Source organism: Curtobacterium sp. MCPF17_046, assembly GCF_003224295.1.
Lineage (GTDB): Bacteria > Actinomycetota > Actinomycetes > Actinomycetales > Microbacteriaceae > Curtobacterium.
Genome location: NZ_QKLB01000009.1, coordinates 40,108 through 57,207, shown reverse-complemented (window position 1 = coordinate 57,207; position 17,100 = coordinate 40,108). Strand labels below are relative to the sequence as shown.

Sequence of the window (17,100 nt, the reverse complement as noted above, 5' to 3'; positions counted from 1 at the left end):
TCGGGGCATGAACGAGGCCCCGAGCACGAACGACGAGGACGCCGTCGCCGAACTGCAGAGCATCCGGCAGAGCATCGACAACATCGACGCCGCCGTGATCCACATGCTCGCCGAGCGCTTCAAGTACACGCAGCGGGTCGGGTACCTCAAGGCCGCGGCGGGCATGCCGGCGGCCGACCCCTCGCGTGAGCAGATCCAGGTCGCACGGTTGCGGTCCCTCGCGGCCGAGTCGCACCTCGACCCCGCGTTCGCGGAGAAGTTCCTCAACTTCATCGTCGCCGAGGTCATCCACCACCACGAGCGCATCGCGGTCGGCGAGCTGTGACCCTGCCCGACCTGCACCTGCTCGTCGGGTCCTACACGGCGACCGGCGGGGGCAACGCGACGGGCATCTCGATCGTCGGTCCCGGGCAGTCCGCCGGCGAGGCCACCCTCGTCGCCTCGACCGTCGCGGTGCTGGACGACCCGTCCTTCCTCGCCGTGTCGGGGGACCGCGTCTACGCCGTGTCGGAGACGACCGACGGCGGGGTCCACGCGTTCCGCCGGTCCGGGTCCGCTCTCGAGCACCTGTGGGACGCGCCCGCCGGCGGGGACGCGCCGTGCCACGTCCGGGTCGACCCGTCCGGGGCACTCGTCGTCACGAACTACGTCTCGGGCACGGTCACCGCGGTGTCGCTCGAGGCAGCGGAGTCCTACGCGGCCTCCGTCTCCGCCAGTGACGGCATCGTCGGCGGCACCACGGCCACGGCTCCCGCTGCCGACGGCATGGCTTCGGGGCACGGGATCGCCGGCCGGGGGACCGGGGTGTCCGCGGCGCTGCCGGACGCAGCCGTCGCCACCGTGCTCCTGCCCGACGCGACCGGACCGGTCGAGGACCGCCAGGAGGGCCCGCACGCCCACCAGTCGATCGCCACGCCGGACGGGACCGTCCTGGTCGCCGACCTCGGAGGGGATGCCCTGCACGAGTTCCGCGTCGTGGCCGATGCCGCCTCGGTGTCGATCGAGCCGCTGCGCGTCCACCACCTGACGCCCGGATCCGGACCACGACACATGGCCTGGTTCGACGGGGACCTCGTCGTCGCCGGCGAGCTCGACGGTCGCGTGTACCGGATGCGGCGAGACGAGTCGGGCTCGCTCCGCGAGGTCTGCGCTGCCGCCGCCTTCGACGGGCCGGTCGACACCTCGCTGCTCAGCCACGTCGAGGTCGACGAGCACGGCCTCGTCACGGTGGCCGTCCGGGGGCGGGACCAGATCGTCGTGTTCGACGCGTCCGACGGCGGGCTCCGGTTCGTCGGGTCGGCGTCGGCCGGCGGCGTGTGGCCGCGGCACTTCGCCCGCGTACCCGGGTACCTGCTCGTCGCCAACCAGATGTCCGACGCAGTCGCGGTGCTGCCGGTTGGTGCAGACGGTGTGCCGGGCGACGCCGTCGGGCAGATCGCGGTCGGCAGCCCGACCTGCATCATCCCGCTCCAGGAGCGCTGAGGGCCGGGAGGCTCGGGTCGCGTCCGGGGACGTCGGCCGCATCAGCCGGGGCGCGAGTCGCGCCCATCGGGCGATCGGCCGCGTCCGACGGGAGGCGGCGGTCACGTCTGCGGGGCCCGCCCGAGGCCGCCGGGAGGCTCGGGTCGCGCTTGTCGGGAGGCCGGCGCGGCCGCGTCCGCCTGGAGGCTCAGCCCGGGTGGACGGGGACCTCGATGAGGTTCTCGAACGGCCGGCCCTCGGCCAGCGCCGACACCTGCCGGCGCACCAGGTCGAGGGACCGCGGCACGCTGAGATCCGTGTTGCCGCCGACGTGCGGCGTGAGCACGGTGTTCGGCGTCGTCCACAGCGGGTGGTCGGCCGGGAGCGGCTCCGGGTCGGTGACGTCGAGCGCCGCCGAGAGCCGGCCGGACCGCAGCTCGGCGACGAGGGCGTCCGTGTCCACGACCTTGCCGCGCGCCACGTTCACCACGAGGGCGCCGTCGGGCAGTGCCGCGAGGAGTTCCGCGTCCACCAGTCCCTCGGTCTCGTCGGTGAGCGGTGCGATGAGCACGAGGACGTCCGTGGTGCGGGCGAGTTCCGGCAGGTCGCCGAAGGCGTGCACCTGGCGACCGTCCTGCATCCGGGCCGTCCGCGCGACGACGGTGACCTCGGTGCGGAACGCCTCGAACCGGGTGGCGATGGCGGAGCCGATCGCGCCGTAGCCGACGACGGTGACCCGACGGTCGGCGAGAGACCGGGTCTCCCGCGAGTCCCACCGCTGCTCGACCCGGTCGAACTGGAACGCCGCGATCTCGCGGAGGGAGGTCAGCGCCAGGCCGACCGCGAGCTCCGCCGTCTCGTCGTCGTGGATGCCGCGGCCGTTCGCCAGGTGCGCGTGACCGGGCACGTGCGGGATCGCCCACTCGTACCCGGCACTCGGCAGCTGCAGCAGCTCGAGGTTCGGCAGGTCGTGCACGTACTGCCACCGGTGCCGTCCACCGAAGTAGAACGGCAGGAAGGCGATGGCGACCTGCTCGGCCCGGGGGTACGGCGCCTCGACGTCCCAGACGTCCAGCTCGATGCCGTCGGGCACCGGACCGAACCGGTCGACCAGCTCCTGGAAGGGCAGCGTGACGATCGGCACCGGGTTCAGGCGTCCGTGCGGGGCGAGAACGCGCCGTGCGAGTCGAGCGGGCCGCGGCCCACGTAGCCCTCGGTCACGTTCTCCTGGATGACGTCGCCGAAGTGCGACGGCAGCGTGGCGCGGTGTGCGTCGCGGAGCTCGTCGATCGTCGCCTCGAACGCACCCTGGACCTCGAGCGAGCCCGACGCGGCGTCGGTCACGCCGATGCGCAGGACCGGGTAGCCCCGGCCGTTGCAGAGGCCCTGGAAGCGGACGTCGTCCTCGCGGCGCACGGTCACGATGACGCGGCCGGTCGACTCGGAGAACAGTGCGGTCGCGGTGTCGACGCCGTCGCGGGACTCGAGTTCGTCGAGCACGACCCGGGCGCCGAGGCCGAAGCGCAGGACCGACTCGGCGAGGGTCTGGCCGAGGCCGCCGTCCGCCAGGTCGTGTGCGCTCGTGAGCAGCTGCTCGTCGGCCGCGGCGGCCAGGAGCTCCGCCAGCGCCTTCTCGCGCCCGAGGTCCACTGCCGGCGGGCGACCGCCGAGGTGCCCGTGCACGGTGCCGGCCCAGGCCGACCCGTCGAGCTCGAGGCTCGTCGTGCCGAGCAGGTAGATGTTGTGGCCGTCGTCCTGCCAGCCGGACGGGATCCGCTTGGCGACGTCGTCGATCACGCCGAGCACGCCGACGACGGGCGTCGGGTGGATCGGGGTGTCACCGGTCTGGTTGTAGAACGAGACGTTGCCGCCGGTCACCGGGATGCCGAGCTCCATGCAGCCGTCCGCGAGACCTTCGACGGCCTCGGAGAACTGCCACATCACCTCGGGGTTCTCGGGGGAGCCGAAGTTCAGGCAGTCGGTCACGGCGGCCGGGACGGCACCGGTGACGGCGACGTTCCGGTACGCCTCGGCGAGGGCCAGTCGAGCGCCCTGCTTCGGGTCGAGCTGGCAGTAGCGGCCGTTCGCGTCGGTGGCGATCGCGACGCCGAGGCCGGTCTCCTCGTCGACGCGGACCATGCCGCCGTCGTCGGGGAAGGACAGCGCCGTGTTGCCGAGCACGTAGGTGTCGTACTGGTTCGTGACCCAGTTCTTCGAGGACAGGTTCGGGGAGCCGAGCAGCTGCAGGACCTGCGCCTTGAGGGCGGGGCCGGTCTCCGGGCGGTCGAGCGACTCGGCGCCGTCGGCCTGCAGTGCGTCGATCCAGGTCGGGTACGCGACCGGGCGGTCGTACACCGGACCGTCGACGGCGACCGTGCGCGGGTCGACGTTGACGATCTCCTGGCCCTGCCAGTCGATGACGAGTCGGCCGGTGCCGGTGACCTCGCCGAGGACGCTCGTCTCGACGTCCCACTTGCCGACGACCTGTAGGAAGGCGTCGAGCTTGTCGGGGCGGACGACCGCCATCATGCGCTCCTGGCTCTCCGACATGAGGATCTCCTCTGCCGTGAGCGAGGGGTCGCGCAGTAGGACGTCGTCGAGCGAGATGTGCATGCCGCCGTCGCCGTTGCTCGCGAGCTCGGAGGTCGCGCACGAGATGCCCGCGGCGCCGAGGTCCTGGATGCCTTCGACGAGCTCCTTCTGGAACAGCTCGAGGCAGCACTCGATGAGCACCTTCTCGGCGAACGGGTCGCCGACCTGGACGGCGGGACGCTTGGTCGGGCCGCCCTCGGTGAAGGTGTCGGACGCCAGGATCGACGCGCCGCCGATGCCGTCGCCACCGGTGCGGGCACCGAAGAGCACGACCTTGTTGCCGGCGCCGGATGCGTTCGCCAGGTGCAGGTCCTCGTGACGGAGGACACCGACCGCGAGGGCGTTGACGAGCGGGTTGCCCTGGTACACCGGGTCGAAGTAGGTCTCGCCGCCGATGTTCGGCAGGCCGAGGCAGTTGCCGTAGAACGAGATGCCGCCGACGACACCGTGCACGACGCGGGCGGTGTCCTCGTGGTCGATGGCACCGAAGCGGAGCTGGTCCATGACCGCGACCGGACGTGCGCCCATCGAGATGATGTCGCGGACGATCCCACCGACACCGGTGGCAGCGCCCTGGTACGGCTCCACGTAGGAGGGGTGGTTGTGCGACTCGACCTTGAAGGTCACCGCCCAGCCGTCACCCACGTCGACGACACCGGCGTTCTCGCCCATGCCGACCATCAGGTTCTTCTTCATCTCCGGCGTGACCTTCTGGCCGAACTGGCGGAGGTAGTTCTTGCTCGACTTGTACGAGCAGTGCTCGGACCACATGACCGAGTACATCGCCAGCTCGCCCGAGGTGGGGCGGCGGCCGAGGATCTCGCGGATCTTCGCGTACTCGTCGTCCTTGAGCCCGAGGGCCGCGTACGGCTGCTCCTTGTCGGGCGTCTCGGCGGCGTCCTGGACGGTGTCGGGCTTCGGGCGGACGGGCGTGGTCACGGTGTTGTCGTTCCCTGTCACTGGAGTCGCGGGCGCTGGAGTCGCGGTCACTTGACGAGCGCGCGCTCGATCACGGAGGTGAAGAAGGTCAGGCCGTCCGTGCCGGAGGCCATGGCAGCGCGGGTGTCCGGGCCGAAGCCGGGCTCCGTCGCGTGCTCGGGGTGCGGCATGAGGCCGACGACGTTCCCACGCTCGTTCGAGACGCCGGCGATGTCGTCGATCGACCCGTTCGGGTTCACGCCGACGTAGCGGAACACGACCTGGCCGTTGTCCTCGATGCGCTTGATCTCGTCGGCGTCGGCGACGAACCGGCCGTCGGCGTTCTTCAGCGGGATGGTGATCTCCTGCTGCGCGTCGAAGCCCGCGGTCCAGGCGGTGTCGGCGTTCTCGACGCGGAGCACCTGGTCGCGCCGGATGAACTGCTGGTGGGCGTTCCGGGTGTGGGCGCCGGGCACCAGGCGGGCCTCGGCGAGCATCTGGAAGCCGTTGCAGATGCCGAGCACGGGCATGCCCTTGCCGGCGACGTCGATGACCTCGGCCATGATCGGGGCCTTCGCGGCGATGGCGCCGGCACGGAGGTAGTCGCCGTACGAGAATCCGCCGGGCAGGACGATCGCGTCGACGCCCTGCAGGTCGTGGTCACCGTGCCAGAGCGCGACGGGCTCGGCACCGGCGAGTCGGACCGCGCGCTGGGCGTCGCGGTCGTCGAGCGAGCCGGGGAAGGTGATGACCCCGATGCGCATCGTCACTCGACCACGCTCACGGAGACGACGTCCTCGATGACGGCGTTCGAGAAGACGTCGACCGCGATCTCACGGACCTCGGCGAGCTTGGCGTCGTCGACGGGGCCGTCGACCGACACCTCGAATCGCTTGCCGATGCGGACGTTGGTCAGGTCGTTCTTGCCGAGGCGGGCGAGGGCGTTGCCCACCGCCTTGCCCTGGGGGTCGAGGATCTCGGCCTTCGGCATGACCTCGACGACGATCGTTGGCACGTGTTCACTCCAGCACAGGGGTCGGGTGGGGACAGGAACAGTCTAGGTGCCGCCCACGACCCGCCGGAGCAGTTGTGGATGACTGTTCGAAGGCGTATGTTCCACTTCGAACAATCGGCATCGAACACCGGAGGTCCCGTGCCCGACCTGACGCCACTGGCGTTCGCGGCGCTCGGCCTGCTGGCCGAGGCACCGATGCACCCCTACGAGATGTTCCAGACGATGCTGCAGCGTCGCGAGGACCGGAACGTCAAGGTCCGACCGGGCACGCTGTACCACCAGGTCGGCCGCCTGGCGGACCTCGGGTACGCCGAGGTCGTCGGCACCGACCGTGCGGGCAACCGGCCCGAACGGACCACCTACGCGATCACGGACGCCGGACGCACGGCGCTCGAGGCGGGCCTCCGCCGCATGGTCGCCGAGCCGGCGGACGAGTACCCGCAGTTCGGGCTCGCCGTGTCCCACGTGGACAACCTCCCCGTCGAGGACGTGGTCGCCGCGCTCCGGGCGCGCATCGCCGCACTGCGCACGCAGCGCGACGGGTACGACGACGCCGCCACGAGCCTCCAGGCCAAGGGCCTCGCCGAGCGCTACTGGCTCGACGTGTCGTACGCGCGTGCCATGCTCACCGCGCAACTCGAGTGGCTCAGTGCCATCGCCGACCGCCTCGACAGCGGTCAGATCCCCTGGGAGGGCCCGGCCCTCCCCGACGAACACCTCCAGAACAGCAAGGACACCACTCGATGACATCCGCCTCCGCCGCCGCCGACCTGGAGCACGGCAAGAAGCCGTGGCCAGCGCTCTGGGCACTCGTCGTCGGCTTCTTCATGATCCTCGTCGACTCGACGATCGTCTCGGTCGCGACGCCGACCATCTCCCAGGCCCTCGACGCCGACATCAACGCCGTCATCTGGGTGACGAGTGCGTACCTGCTCGCGTACGCCGTCCCGCTCCTCATCACCGGTCGCCTCGGCGACCGGTTCGGCCCCAAGGTGCTGTACCAGGTCGGCCTCGTCGTGTTCACGCTCGCCAGCCTCTGGTGCGGGCTCGCCGGTTCGATCGAGGTGCTCATCCTCGCCCGCGTCGTGCAGGGCCTCGGTGCCGCGATGATGACCCCGCAGACGATGGCCGTCATCACCCGTATCTTCCCGCCGCAGAACCGCGGTGCCGCCATGGGCCTGTGGGGTGCCGTCGCCGGTGTCGCCTCGCTCGTCGGCCCGATCCTCGGCGGCCTGCTCGTCGACGGCTTCGGCTGGGAGTGGATCTTCTTCGTGAACGTCCCCGTCGGCGTCGTCGCGTTCGTCCTCGCGCAGAAGTTCGTGCCGTCCTTCGCCACGAACCGCCACCGCTTCGACCTGCTCGGCGTCGTGCTGTCCGCGGTCGGGCTCTTCCTGCTGGTCTTCGGCATCCAGGAGGGCGAGACCTACGACTGGGGCACCATCACCGGTCCGATCTCCGTCTGGTCGCTCATCATCGCCGGCATCGTGGTGCTCGCCGCGTTCGTCGTCTGGCAGGGCGTGCAGAAGGGGGAGCCGCTCCTCCCGCTCGGCCTGTTCACGGACCGCAACTTCACCCTCGCGAACATCGCGATCACCGCGGTCGGTGTCGCCATCGCGTCCTTCGCGTTGCCGATCATGCTGTGGGCGCAGGACGTGCTCCGGTTCTCGCCGACGCAGGCCGCGCTCCTCCTGGTCCCGCAGGCCGTCCTCTCGGCCGCGCTCGCGCCCTACGTCGGCAAGCGGCTGAACATCTGGAGCCCGCGCTGGGTCGCCTCGTTCGGCCTCGCCTGCTTCTCCGGCGGGCTGTTCTGGTTCGGCGCCCTCATCGCCGCGAACGCCGACTGGGGCTGGGTGCTCCTGCCGAGCGCGCTCCTCGGGCTCGCGAACGCCTGCATGTGGGGACCGCTCTCCGTCTCCGCCACGCGCAACCTGCCGCCGCGGCTCGCTGGCGCCGGCTCGGGCGTCTACAACACCACCCGTCAGATCGGTGCGGTGCTCGGTTCCGCCGGCATCGCTGCCCTCATGGAGGCCCGCATCCGCGCGGAGTTCCCCAGCCGGTCCGGTGGGTCCGGCATCAGCGCCGAGCAGACGGGGTCCCTGCCGGGCTTCCTGCTCGACCCGTTCTCGCGGGCGATGGGCCAGTCGTTGGTCCTGCCGGCCGTCGTGCTCATCGCGGCGATCGTCGCGGCACTGTTCCTGACGAAGCCGAAGCAGACGGCCGCGTGGAAGCAGACCGGCGCGGTCGCCACGCAGCCCGACGGTGGACAGGTCGAGGCCGGACAGGCCGACAGCGGTCAGGTCGGCGGCGGCCAGGTCGCGGGCGGCCGTCCCACGACGGGGGAGCGGGACCACGTCGCCGCGCACGCCTCGTCGCCGGCACCCACCACCGCCGAGGAGGAGCTCGCCACCACCGAGCACCACGGCAAGCACGCGGGCGCCTAGCCGCACGACGCCCGCGCTCGTCGCGCCACCGGAGCCCCGGTCCCTCGCACGAGGGGCCGGGGCTCCGTCGTGCCGGCGGCGCGGCCACGGCGCCGCGGGACCACGGCGGCGGGGAACAGCCGGACGCGCAGCGGCCGAGCCGAGGGGCGCGGCCCTGGAGCGCGCGGCCGTGGGCGCGCAGCCGCGGGAGCCGCGGGGCGTGGAGCCGCGGGAGCCCGGCAGCGCGGGACCCACTGCCCCCGTCAGGATCGACGCCGCAGGTGCTCCCGCGTCAGCGCCGCCATCTGCTCGTCCGTCAGGTCGTCCACGGCCCTGGCCTCGCGGCGGTCCGAGCGTTGCCACCGGACGAACAGGGCGATGAGCACGGGGACGTCCGCGACCTCGGCGATGAACCACAGCAGGTCGCCCGCCAGGTGCTGGTCCTGCAGGGGCGACGGTGTCCACGGCACGTGCAGGGTGGTCCGGCCGGCACCGTCCAGCACGTGGCCGCTCACCCGCATCACGACCGCGGGCACGGCATCGAGCACGAGTTCGACGAACGCGAGCAGGAACTCGGCGGTCGCGAAGGCGGAGGAGTGGAGCACCCCGACCTCGGACAGCGGTGCCAACAGGAGGAAGCCCAGCACCGGGACGAGGACGGTCACCGCTTCGGAGCTGAAGAACGACTGCCGCAGCACGCCCGCCAGCGGGGTGAGCAGGACGCCGAACACGGCCAGGGCCACCAGGGGCGCGACGATCGCGTTGCCGAGCAGCCGTGCCGGACGGGACCGCAGGACGGCGTCGGCGGCCCCGGACAGGCGGGTCGGGCCTCCCGTCCGGAGCAGCGCGAGCGGGCCGGCCGCCGCGGCGAACGCGGGCACCGCGAAGAACAGCGTCGCGAGCCGCAGGACGAACGCCCACCGGAGCTGGCGGTCGTCCTGTCCCACGATGCCGGACTGCAGCGTCGCGAACAGGCCGAGCGCGGCGACGAACGCCGCGGTCCGCCACCACGGCCAGCGCGCGCCGCGGCGGCGGGCGGCGAGGACCCAGCGGCCGTAGACGACTGCCGCGACGACGACCAGCGCCGTCGCCAGGGGGTCGACGTGCCAGGTGCTCCAGAACTCGGAGGGTGACGGCGTGGGGTGCCTCCCGGGGTCGCGCTGCGGGAGTCATCCTCCTCCGGCCGGGAGGCCCGACACGGCCCCGGCGTATGAGGATCCCTACATGCGCCCCGCGCTCGGCACCGGCGTCGCCGCCTCCTCCGCCGGCACCGTGCGCGTGAGGAGCCACACGCCCAGCGGGATCGCGACCCCTCCGACGAGCGCCAGCGGGAAGGAGAGGTGGAGCTGCATGACCGCGAACGCGGGACCGATCGTGCACACGGCGCCGGCCGCCAGCACGGACCACGCCGGGCGGTCCGACCCGGGCGTCAGGCGGGGGAGGGGCCGGTCGGCGCGACGGACCAGGCGGGCGACACCGAGGGTGGCGGCGAGGAGCACGACGACCGCGACCGGGCGGGTGGCCCACCAGACGCCCGAACCCGGCGAGGGGAACGGCAGCCCCACGAGCAGGCCGACCCCATTGAGCAGGATGAACAGCGGCAGGTGCCAGAGGTAGATCGTCATGCCGTCGCGGCCGAGCAGGAACACGACGGCCTGTGCGGGGCGGGTCGCCATGAGTCGCGTCAGGGGTGCGTGCACGAGCTGGACGAGGCACGCTTGCCCGACGGCGAGGAACGCCAGCGGGAGCATCGGCGGGTTGAGGTCCTGCAGCATGTCCGGTGCCCAGAGGCCGACGGACGTCAGGGGCACGAGCAGGGCGTACGCCAGGCCGGCGATGCCGAGCAGCAGGAGCCGGGACCGTCGGGCGAACCAGCCGTCGACCCACAGGAACCCGAGCTGCTGGGCGAAGAGCCACACCGGGCCGAGGTTGAGCAAGCCGACCTCGGCGATGCCGGACGCCAGGCGGACCGAGTCGATCGCGGCCGCGAGCAGGAGCAGCGCGAGCAGGGTCCGCCACGGCGCACGCGCGTGCAGCCGGGCCATGACCGGGACGCAGCACTGCGTGATGCCGTACGCCGCCAGGAACCACAGCGGGGACCCGATGCCGAAGGCGAGTTCGCCGAGCAGGTCGGCGGGCGTCCCGACCGCGGTGGCGATGCCGAGGCCGACGGCGAGCACCACGAAGAGCGGGACCGCGGGGCGGAACAGCCGGACGAGCCGGGTCGCGACGAAGTCCCGGGCTGGGTCGCCGCCGTGACCGGCCCGGGCGACGGTGCTGCGCCATCCGACGGCGCTCGCGAACCCGCCGACCACGAAGAACAGCGGCATCACCTGGCCGACCCAGGTAGCCCCGACGTACCAGGGCAGTTCCTGCAGTGGGCTCGTGACCCGGATGCCGGACTCGTCCGACCCGACCCCGACCATCGTCACGTGCACGACGACGACGAGGACGACGCAGGCCGTCCGGATGAGGTCGACGACCAGGTCCCGCTGCGCGATGGTCCCCCGGACGTCCTGAGCGGTGTTCGTCGGCGTCGCGCCGGCCTGCTGCATGGACATGGCTGGACGCTACCGGCCGGTCCACCCTCGTCGAGTGATGCTCAGCTGATCGCGACCGGATCGTGACACATCGTATTCCGCAACGCGCATGTAGCGTTGGCGTCGGAAGCGTATCCGCCGTGTACTGTGAGCGTTGTCTTGAACGCTGCAAGAGAAAGGCTCCGCATGGTCGACGACACCGAACTCCTCCGCGGAGCCGGACTCCGGGTCACCGCTCCTCGGCTCGCGGCACTCCGGGCGATCGAGGCGTCCCCGCACACCACGGCGGACGACCTGGTCAGCGCGCTCGCCGCTGAACTACCGACGACGAGCCACCAGGCGGTCTACGGCGTCCTCAACGCGCTGACCGGCGCCGGGCTCGTCCGTCGGATCGAGCCGGCCGGCAGCCCCGCCCGGTACGAACGCCGGACCGGCGACAACCACCACCACATCGTCTGCACCATGTGCGGCGCGATCGGCGACGTCGACTGCGCCGTCGGTCACGCACCTTGTCTGACCCCGTCGGAGACACACGGCTTCGCGGTCACCACCGCCGAGGTCACCTACTGGGGCATCTGCGAGCAGTGCGCTGCGGCGGAACAGGCGGACGGGGCCGATGAGCCGACGGGTGCCGTGCTTCCTGCAGCCGCGCCTCCCGCGACCACGCCTTCCGCGGCTGCGCCTCCCGTCGCCGCACCCGGCGTGGGCTGACCGCCCACGTCGCACGGGCCTCCCGGCAGGCCCCCCTCAGGCGCGCCCGCTGTCCGGCGCCGCCCACCGAGACCAACCCGAGCCACCCCGACCGATCCAACCGTTCCACCTAGGAGGAACCGTGTCCGACCAGAACACGCCCACCACCACGACCAACAGCGGGGCCCCGGTCTCCAGCGACCAGCACTCGATGGGTGTCGGGGCCGACGGCCCACTCGCCCTGCACGACCACTACCTGGTCGAGAAGCTCGCGCAGTTCAACCGCGAGCGCGTCCCGGAGCGCGTCGTCCACGCCAAGGGCGGCGGTGCCTTCGGTACCTTCACCGTCACGCAGGACGTGTCGCAGTACACCCGCGCCGCGTTCCTGCAGCCGGGCAAGCAGACCGAGATGCTCGCCCGCTTCTCGAGCGTCGCCGGTGAGCAGGGCTCGCCCGACACCTGGCGCGACCCCCGTGGCTTCGCGCTGAAGTTCTACACCGAAGAGGGCAACTACGACCTCGTCGGCAACAACACCCCCGTCTTCTTCATCCGCGACGGCATCAAGTTCCCCGACTTCATCCGCTCGCAGAAGCGCCTGCCGGGCTCGCACCTGCGCAACCACGACATGCAGTGGGACTTCTGGACCCTCTCCCCGGAGTCGGCGCACCAGGTCACGTGGCTCATGGGCGACCGCGGTCTGCCGTCGTCGTGGCGCCACATGGACGGCTTCGGGTCGCACACCTACCAGTGGATCAACGCCGCGGGCGAGCGCTTCTGGGTGAAGTACCACTTCCTCACCGAGCAGGGCCACGCGACCCTGACGCAGGAGGACGCCGACCGCATCGCCGGCGAGGACGCGGACTTCCACATCCGCGACCTGTACGAGGCCATCGAGCGTGGTGACACCCCGCGCTGGACCCTCAAGGTGCAGGTCATGCCGTACGAGGACGCCGCGAGCTACCGCTTCAACCCGTTCGACCTGACGAAGGTGTGGCCGCACGCGGACTACCCGCTCATCGAGGTCGGCACGATGGAGCTCAACCGCAACCCGGAGAACTACTTCGCGCAGATCGAGCAGGCGACCTTCGCCCCGTCGAACTTCGTGCCCGGCATCGCGGCGAGCCCGGACAAGATGCTCCTCGCGCGCATCTTCAGCTACGCGGACGCCCACCGCTACCGCGTCGGCACGAACCACGCGCAGCTGCCGGTGAACGCCCCGAAGAACGAGGTGCACTCGTACTCCAAGGACGGCGCCATGCGCTTCGACTTCCAGAAGGCCGAGGTGCCGGTGTACGCCCCGAACACGCTCGGTGGGGCGCACGCCGACCCGAACGCGACGGACGACGTCCCCGGGTGGGAGGCCGACGGCGCCCTCCAGCGCTCCGCCGCGACGCTGCACCCCGAGGACGACGACTGGGGTCAAGCCGGCACGCTCTACCGCGAGGTGCTCGACGACGCCGCCCGCGAGCGTCTGGTCGGCAACATCGCCGGACACGTCTCCAAGGTGACGCGTGACGACCTGCGCGAGCGCGTCTTCGCCTACTGGACGAACGTCGACCCCGACCTCGGTGCCCGTGTGCGCGCCGCCGTCGTGCCGACCGCTCCGGGCTCGAACGAGGACGCGGAGGCGGTCGCCGTCGAGGCGTAGTCGACGCGGGAACCGCCGGGAGGCTCCCCGCCGGTCACGGCCGGACCGCCGCTGGCGCGACGCTCCGGTACCGGCCGGCGGGGGCCCAGGTGCGAGTCCGACTCGCACCGCGCCTCCCGTGTGTCCGGCTGCGTCCGGTGCCCCGGCGTCAGACCTGCTGGCCGTTGAGGAGGATCGGTCCCTCCGGCCAGTCCTCGAGCCGGGCCGTGACCGGACGGACCATCCACCCGCCCTGCTCGGTCTCCGAGACGCCGGCGCCGTCCGCCGTGAAGGCGCTGAAGGTGCCGACCGCCTCGGGGAACTCGTGCCAGCCCATGTGTGCGTAGAACGGGATCCGGTCCTCACCCGCGCCGAGGAACCCGTACGGCACGCGGAGGCCGTCGAGGACGTCGTGCACGCGGTCCATCAGCTCGCGACCGACGCCCGTGCCCTGCAGCCGCGGTGCGACCCCGACCAGGCCGGTGTCGCCGACCAGGACGTCCTCGCCGCCGACCGTCACGAACATCCGCCGGATGCCGACGTGGGCGAGGACGACGCCGTCCTCGGTGCGACCGACCACCCGGCGTTCGGGCTGCATCCCCGCCCAGCTCCGGCCGCCGACGTACCAGTGCGACCAGCTCGGGAAGGCCTGCGCCAGCATCGCCGCGATCGCTTCGTGGTCGGTGAGCGTCAGTGCGCTCTCCTCGACCACCTCCCACCGGATGTCGTCAGTCATCGCACCATCCTGCCGGGTGCGCCTGGCCGCCCGCGCGGGCCGGGCTCGCCGCCGGTGGGTCGGGACTCACCCGCGACCGGCGGTCGTCACCTCGATGCGGTTCGCCCAGGGGTCCTCGAACGCGACCGTCCGACCGTCGTCCGCGGTCTGCACGCCGGCGTCGCGCATCCGGGCGGTGAGCGCGCCGAGGTCGTCGGCGGCCGGCACCTCGATGCGCACGAGGCCCAGCCCGAGGGCGAGCTGTCGCCGTCCGGCCCCGCGCGAGTTCCACGTGTTCATCGCCATGTGGTGGTGGTACCCGCCGGCGCTGACGAATAACGCCTGCCCGCCCATCGCCGCGGTGGTCTCGAAGCCGAGCGTGTCGACGTAGAACGCCTTCGCCGACGCCACGTCACCGACCGACAGGTGCACGTGGCCGACGCGGCCCGGTCGTGCTCCGGCGTGCTCGAGCGCCTCGGCCGTCAGGTGCTCCTGCAGGAAGGCGTTCGGGTCGAGGTACACGGTGTCCATGTCGACCGAGCCGTGCGTCCACGACCACTGCGTCCGGTCGCGGTCCCAGTAGAGCTCGACGCCGTTGCCCTCGGGATCCGTGCAGTAGAAGGCGTTGCTGACGAGGTGGTCGGCGCTGCCGGTGAAGGACTGCGGGTAGCCGGTGGCGACGGAGTACAGGGCGGCGGCGAGGTCGGCCCGGGTGTCGAAGAGCACTGCGGTGTGGAACAGGCCGGCCTGCCCCGGGCCGGCGTTCCGGAGCGCCGGCTCGTGCTCGAGGACCAGGACCGGCACGGTGAGTCCTCCCGGGGCGTCCGCGGCAGCCGGACGGCCGAGCACCACGCGGCCGCCCTCTTGCGCGAGCACCGTCAGACGGACGCCGTCCCGGTAGTACGCCGTCATCGCGTCGAGGTCGGCGACCCGGAGCGTGACGGCGCCCATCCCGGTGTCTGCGGCGAGGAGGTCCTGCGAGTGCATGTCCTCAGTGTGCGCCGATCATGGTGACACGTCAACGAAAGGCGTCACTTCGCGCTGAAGCCCCCGTCGGTCTTCAGCAGCTGCCCGTTCACCCACCCGCCGTCCGGCCCGCACAGGAAGCCGACGAGCGCGGCCGTGTCTCGAGGCGTCGACGCTCGTCCGAGCGGGGTCTGGTCCACGACGGCCTGCCGGATCTCGTCGGTCATCCACCCGGTGTCGTTCGGCCCCGGGTTGATCGTGTTCGCGCTGACCCGCGCGTCCCCGAGTTCGATCGCGGCACCGACGACGAGTCGGTCGAGCGCGCCCTTGCTCGTCCCGTACGGCAGGTTGAAGCCGACGTGGTCGCTCGTCAGGGCGATCACGCGTCGCCGGTCGAGGGGTGCGTCGGCCCCCTCGCGGAGCCGTCGCGCGTACGCCTGCACGATGAGGAACGGAGCCCGCACGTTCACGGCCAGGTGCTTGTCGAACGACTCGACAGTGGTCGTCGCGAAGTCCGAGTCCACCGACTCGCAGTGCGACATGACGACCGCGGTCACCGGAGCGCCCGCCTCCGCCTCGGCCCGGCCGACGAGCGCGGCCGCCTGCTCGGCGTCGGCCAGGTCGACCGGGAGGCGCGTCACGGCAGCCCCCGCGGCCTCGCACTCCGACACGACCGCGTCCACCCCCTCCGGGTCCGCGGCTCCGTGCACCCGCTCGTCGTACGGACCCCACCAGCTCAGGGCGAGGTCCCAGCCGTCCGCCGCCAGACGGGTCGCGATGGCGGCACCGATGCCGGCGCGGCGGCCCACCCCGGTCACCAGGGCGAGTGCTCTGCGGTTCGTCATCCGGGCCTCCGTCCCGACCGTGCGTCGGTGCGCGGTCCGGTCCACCCTGGCATCGAACCCGGTCGCTCGTCGGTCCGACCCGACGGGGACGGGCCAAGATGGACCGATGCCCTCCGAACGCCGCGGTCGCCCACGCCCCCAGGACCTGCCGGTCGAGCACGTCCGCGACCGGATGTCGTCGTACATCTACGGCAACATCACCGTGCTCGCCGTCGCGATCGCGGTCTCGCCCGAGCAGATCCACCACGGAGCCGCCGTGCTCACCGTGCTCGCGACGGCGGTGCTGACGTACCTCGCACACGTGCTCGCGCACCTCGTGGCACACGCGATCGGGGACACCGCCGACGACACGGCGCGGCGGGAGTCCGTCGCGGTGATCACCCGGAACGCCAACCCGATCGCGACCTCAGGACTCATCCCCGCCGTCCTCTACGCGGCCGCGTGGATCGGGTGGGTACCGGCCGAGTGGGCGCAGACCGCCGCGGTCGTCATCCTGGTCGTCCGCATCGGCCTGGTCGGGGTGTTCCTCCAGCGGTTCCGCGGCAAGCAGCCGTCGTTCCTCGGGCTCTGGGGCGGCCTCGTGCTCGCCGCCGTCGCGCTCGTCATCTCCGTCGTGAAGGTCGTGGTCACCCATTGAGCGAGACAGATCCGTCGGCCGCGACCGAGCAGACCCGTGGCCGGTCCACGGCCCGGTTCCTGCGCGACCTCGTGGTGATCGTGGTGGCGGCGCTGGTCGTGTCCTTCCTGGTGAAGGCGTTCCTGGTGCGGTCGTTCTACATCCCCTCGGAGTCGATGGAGGACACCCTGCTCGTCGGGGACCGGGTCCTCGTGAACGAGCTCGTGCCCGACGTCATGTCGCTCGAGCGCGGTGACGTCGTCGTGTTCCGCGACCCGAACGCGTGGCTCGCCCCGGGGCAGGGCGAGGACCTCATCAAGCGCGTGATCGGGCTGCCGGGCGACCGGGTCGAGTGCTGCGACGCCCAGGGCCGACTGTCGGTCAACGGGCACGCGGTGGACGAGCCGTACGTGCGCCTGCCGGCGGACGTGAACCGGGTCTCCGGCGAGGACTTCTCGATCACGGTGCCGGACGGCCGTGTCTGGGTCATGGGTGACAACCGGTACAACTCCGCCGACTCGCGCGTGCACGGCAACGTGCCGGTCGAGGACGTCGTCGGTCGGGCGTTCGTGATCACCTGGCCGGTCGACCGCTGGTCGGTGCTGTCGCGGTACGGCGACGAGTGGGACGCGGTCCCCGACGCCGACTGAGCGCGAGCGGTGCGCGGTGCGCGGTGCGCGGTGCCGGGGGAGTCG

At 72.0% G+C, this 17,100-nt stretch carries 17 protein-coding genes; 8 read left to right on the top strand and 9 right to left on the bottom strand.

Annotated elements, in window-relative coordinates:
• Window positions 1-7 precede the first annotated feature (7 nt).
• On the top strand, window positions 8-325 hold the full coding sequence (locus DEJ32_RS09755) for a chorismate mutase (protein WP_110823490.1): 318 nt from the start codon (window positions 8-10) through the stop codon (window positions 323-325).
• Window positions 322-1,482, top strand: a complete 1,161-nt coding sequence (locus DEJ32_RS09750) for a beta-propeller fold lactonase family protein (RefSeq protein WP_110901122.1) — start codon at window positions 322-324, stop codon at window positions 1,480-1,482. Before DEJ32_RS09755 ends, DEJ32_RS09750 begins: the two co-directional genes overlap by 4 nt.
• A 187-nt stretch (window positions 1,483-1,669) precedes the next feature.
• Here the strand turns inward: DEJ32_RS09750 and DEJ32_RS09745 are convergent, their stop codons facing one another.
• The 4 genes from DEJ32_RS09745 to purS are packed head-to-tail and all read right to left on the bottom strand — an operon-like array spanning window position 1,670 to window position 5,986.
• Window positions 1,670-2,605 (bottom strand): 2-hydroxyacid dehydrogenase, encoded by a 936-nt coding sequence (locus tag DEJ32_RS09745; RefSeq protein WP_258368980.1) that lies wholly within the window; start codon window positions 2,603-2,605, stop codon window positions 1,670-1,672.
• Window positions 2,606-2,610: 5 nt separating this feature from the next.
• Window positions 2,611-4,992 (bottom strand): phosphoribosylformylglycinamidine synthase subunit PurL, encoded by a 2,382-nt coding sequence (purL, locus tag DEJ32_RS09740; protein WP_258368979.1) that lies wholly within the window; start codon window positions 4,990-4,992, stop codon window positions 2,611-2,613.
• Window positions 4,993-5,039: 47 nt separating this feature from the next.
• Window positions 5,040-5,735: a phosphoribosylformylglycinamidine synthase subunit PurQ gene (gene purQ, locus DEJ32_RS09735; RefSeq protein WP_110823494.1), complete on the bottom strand. Its 696-nt coding sequence runs from the start codon at window positions 5,733-5,735 to the stop codon at window positions 5,040-5,042.
• Between the two features lie 2 nt (window positions 5,736-5,737).
• Complete coding sequence (gene purS / locus DEJ32_RS09730) at window positions 5,738-5,986, bottom strand: phosphoribosylformylglycinamidine synthase subunit PurS (RefSeq protein ID WP_110823495.1); 249 nt, start codon at window positions 5,984-5,986, stop codon at window positions 5,738-5,740.
• Window positions 5,987-6,124: 138 nt separating this feature from the next.
• Here purS and DEJ32_RS09725 point away from each other — a divergent pair, with 138 nt between their 5' ends.
• Both DEJ32_RS09725 and DEJ32_RS09720 read left to right on the top strand, forming a co-directional pair.
• Entirely contained in the window at window positions 6,125-6,733 is a 609-nt protein-coding gene (locus DEJ32_RS09725) for a PadR family transcriptional regulator (protein ID WP_258368977.1), read from the top strand.
• Window positions 6,730-8,427, top strand: a complete 1,698-nt coding sequence (locus DEJ32_RS09720; protein WP_375342316.1) for a DHA2 family efflux MFS transporter permease subunit — start codon at window positions 6,730-6,732, stop codon at window positions 8,425-8,427. Before DEJ32_RS09725 ends, DEJ32_RS09720 begins: the two co-directional genes overlap by 4 nt.
• Window positions 8,428-8,669: 242 nt before the next feature.
• Here DEJ32_RS09720 and DEJ32_RS09715 read toward each other — a convergent pair whose 3' ends face one another.
• Window positions 8,670-9,488, bottom strand: coding sequence for a cytochrome c oxidase assembly protein (locus tag DEJ32_RS09715; RefSeq protein WP_110901118.1), 819 nt, complete (start codon window positions 9,486-9,488; stop codon window positions 8,670-8,672).
• Window positions 9,489-9,626: 138 nt separating this feature from the next.
• Window positions 9,627-10,967, bottom strand: coding sequence for an acyltransferase (locus DEJ32_RS09710; RefSeq protein WP_110901117.1), 1,341 nt, complete (start codon window positions 10,965-10,967; stop codon window positions 9,627-9,629).
• A gap of 165 nt (window positions 10,968-11,132) precedes the next feature.
• On the opposite strand from DEJ32_RS09710, the gene DEJ32_RS09705 reads away from it, so the two are divergent.
• Together DEJ32_RS09705 and DEJ32_RS09700 are read left to right on the top strand one after the other, a co-directional pair.
• Window positions 11,133-11,657: a Fur family transcriptional regulator gene (locus DEJ32_RS09705; RefSeq protein ID WP_110901116.1), complete on the top strand. Its 525-nt coding sequence runs from the start codon at window positions 11,133-11,135 to the stop codon at window positions 11,655-11,657.
• A 121-nt stretch (window positions 11,658-11,778) separates the two neighbouring features.
• The gene (locus tag DEJ32_RS09700; protein ID WP_110901115.1) at window positions 11,779-13,284 is read left to right on the top strand and encodes a catalase; all 1,506 of its coding nucleotides are present in this window, start codon (window positions 11,779-11,781) and stop codon (window positions 13,282-13,284) included.
• 148 nt (window positions 13,285-13,432) lie between these two features.
• Here DEJ32_RS09700 and DEJ32_RS09695 read toward each other — a convergent pair whose 3' ends face one another.
• The 3 genes from DEJ32_RS09695 to DEJ32_RS09685 all read right to left on the bottom strand — a co-directional run bounded on the left by DEJ32_RS09695 (window position 13,433) and on the right by DEJ32_RS09685 (window position 15,789).
• Window positions 13,433-13,999, bottom strand: a complete 567-nt coding sequence (locus tag DEJ32_RS09695) for a GNAT family N-acetyltransferase (RefSeq protein ID WP_110901114.1) — start codon at window positions 13,997-13,999, stop codon at window positions 13,433-13,435.
• Between the two features lie 66 nt (window positions 14,000-14,065).
• The gene (locus DEJ32_RS09690) at window positions 14,066-14,965 is read right to left on the bottom strand and encodes a VOC family protein (RefSeq protein WP_110901113.1); all 900 of its coding nucleotides are present in this window, start codon (window positions 14,963-14,965) and stop codon (window positions 14,066-14,068) included.
• Between the two features lie 44 nt (window positions 14,966-15,009).
• Window positions 15,010-15,789 (bottom strand): SDR family oxidoreductase, encoded by a 780-nt coding sequence (locus DEJ32_RS09685; protein WP_110901186.1) that lies wholly within the window; start codon window positions 15,787-15,789, stop codon window positions 15,010-15,012.
• Window positions 15,790-15,895: 106 nt separating this feature from the next.
• On the opposite strand from DEJ32_RS09685, the gene DEJ32_RS09680 reads away from it, so the two are divergent.
• Together DEJ32_RS09680 and lepB are read left to right on the top strand one after the other, a co-directional pair.
• Window positions 15,896-16,426: a hypothetical protein gene (locus DEJ32_RS09680; protein ID WP_110890736.1), complete on the top strand. Its 531-nt coding sequence runs from the start codon at window positions 15,896-15,898 to the stop codon at window positions 16,424-16,426.
• Window positions 16,423-17,055: a signal peptidase I gene (gene lepB / locus DEJ32_RS09675; RefSeq protein WP_110901112.1), complete on the top strand. Its 633-nt coding sequence runs from the start codon at window positions 16,423-16,425 to the stop codon at window positions 17,053-17,055. Before DEJ32_RS09680 ends, lepB begins: the two co-directional genes overlap by 4 nt.
• Window positions 17,056-17,100: the final 45 nt, after the last annotated feature.

Coding starts and splice junctions, on each gene's coding strand:
- DEJ32_RS09695 (WP_110901114.1), bottom strand. CDS start 13,999: ATGACTGACGACATCCGGTGGGAGGTGGTCGAGGAGAGCGCACTGACG.
- DEJ32_RS09685 (WP_110901186.1), bottom strand. CDS start 15,789: ATGACGAACCGCAGAGCACTCGCCCTGGTGACCGGGGTGGGCCGCCGC.
- purQ (WP_110823494.1), bottom strand. CDS start 5,735: ATGCGCATCGGGGTCATCACCTTCCCCGGCTCGCTCGACGACCGCGAC.
- DEJ32_RS09705 (WP_110901116.1), top strand. CDS start 11,133: ATGGTCGACGACACCGAACTCCTCCGCGGAGCCGGACTCCGGGTCACC.
- DEJ32_RS09690 (WP_110901113.1), bottom strand. CDS start 14,965: ATGCACTCGCAGGACCTCCTCGCCGCAGACACCGGGATGGGCGCCGTC.
- DEJ32_RS09755 (WP_110823490.1), top strand. CDS start 8: ATGAACGAGGCCCCGAGCACGAACGACGAGGACGCCGTCGCCGAACTG.
- DEJ32_RS09720 (WP_375342316.1), top strand. CDS start 6,730: ATGACATCCGCCTCCGCCGCCGCCGACCTGGAGCACGGCAAGAAGCCG.
- DEJ32_RS09680 (WP_110890736.1), top strand. CDS start 15,896: ATGCCCTCCGAACGCCGCGGTCGCCCACGCCCCCAGGACCTGCCGGTC.
- DEJ32_RS09710 (WP_110901117.1), bottom strand. CDS start 10,967: ATGTCCATGCAGCAGGCCGGCGCGACGCCGACGAACACCGCTCAGGAC.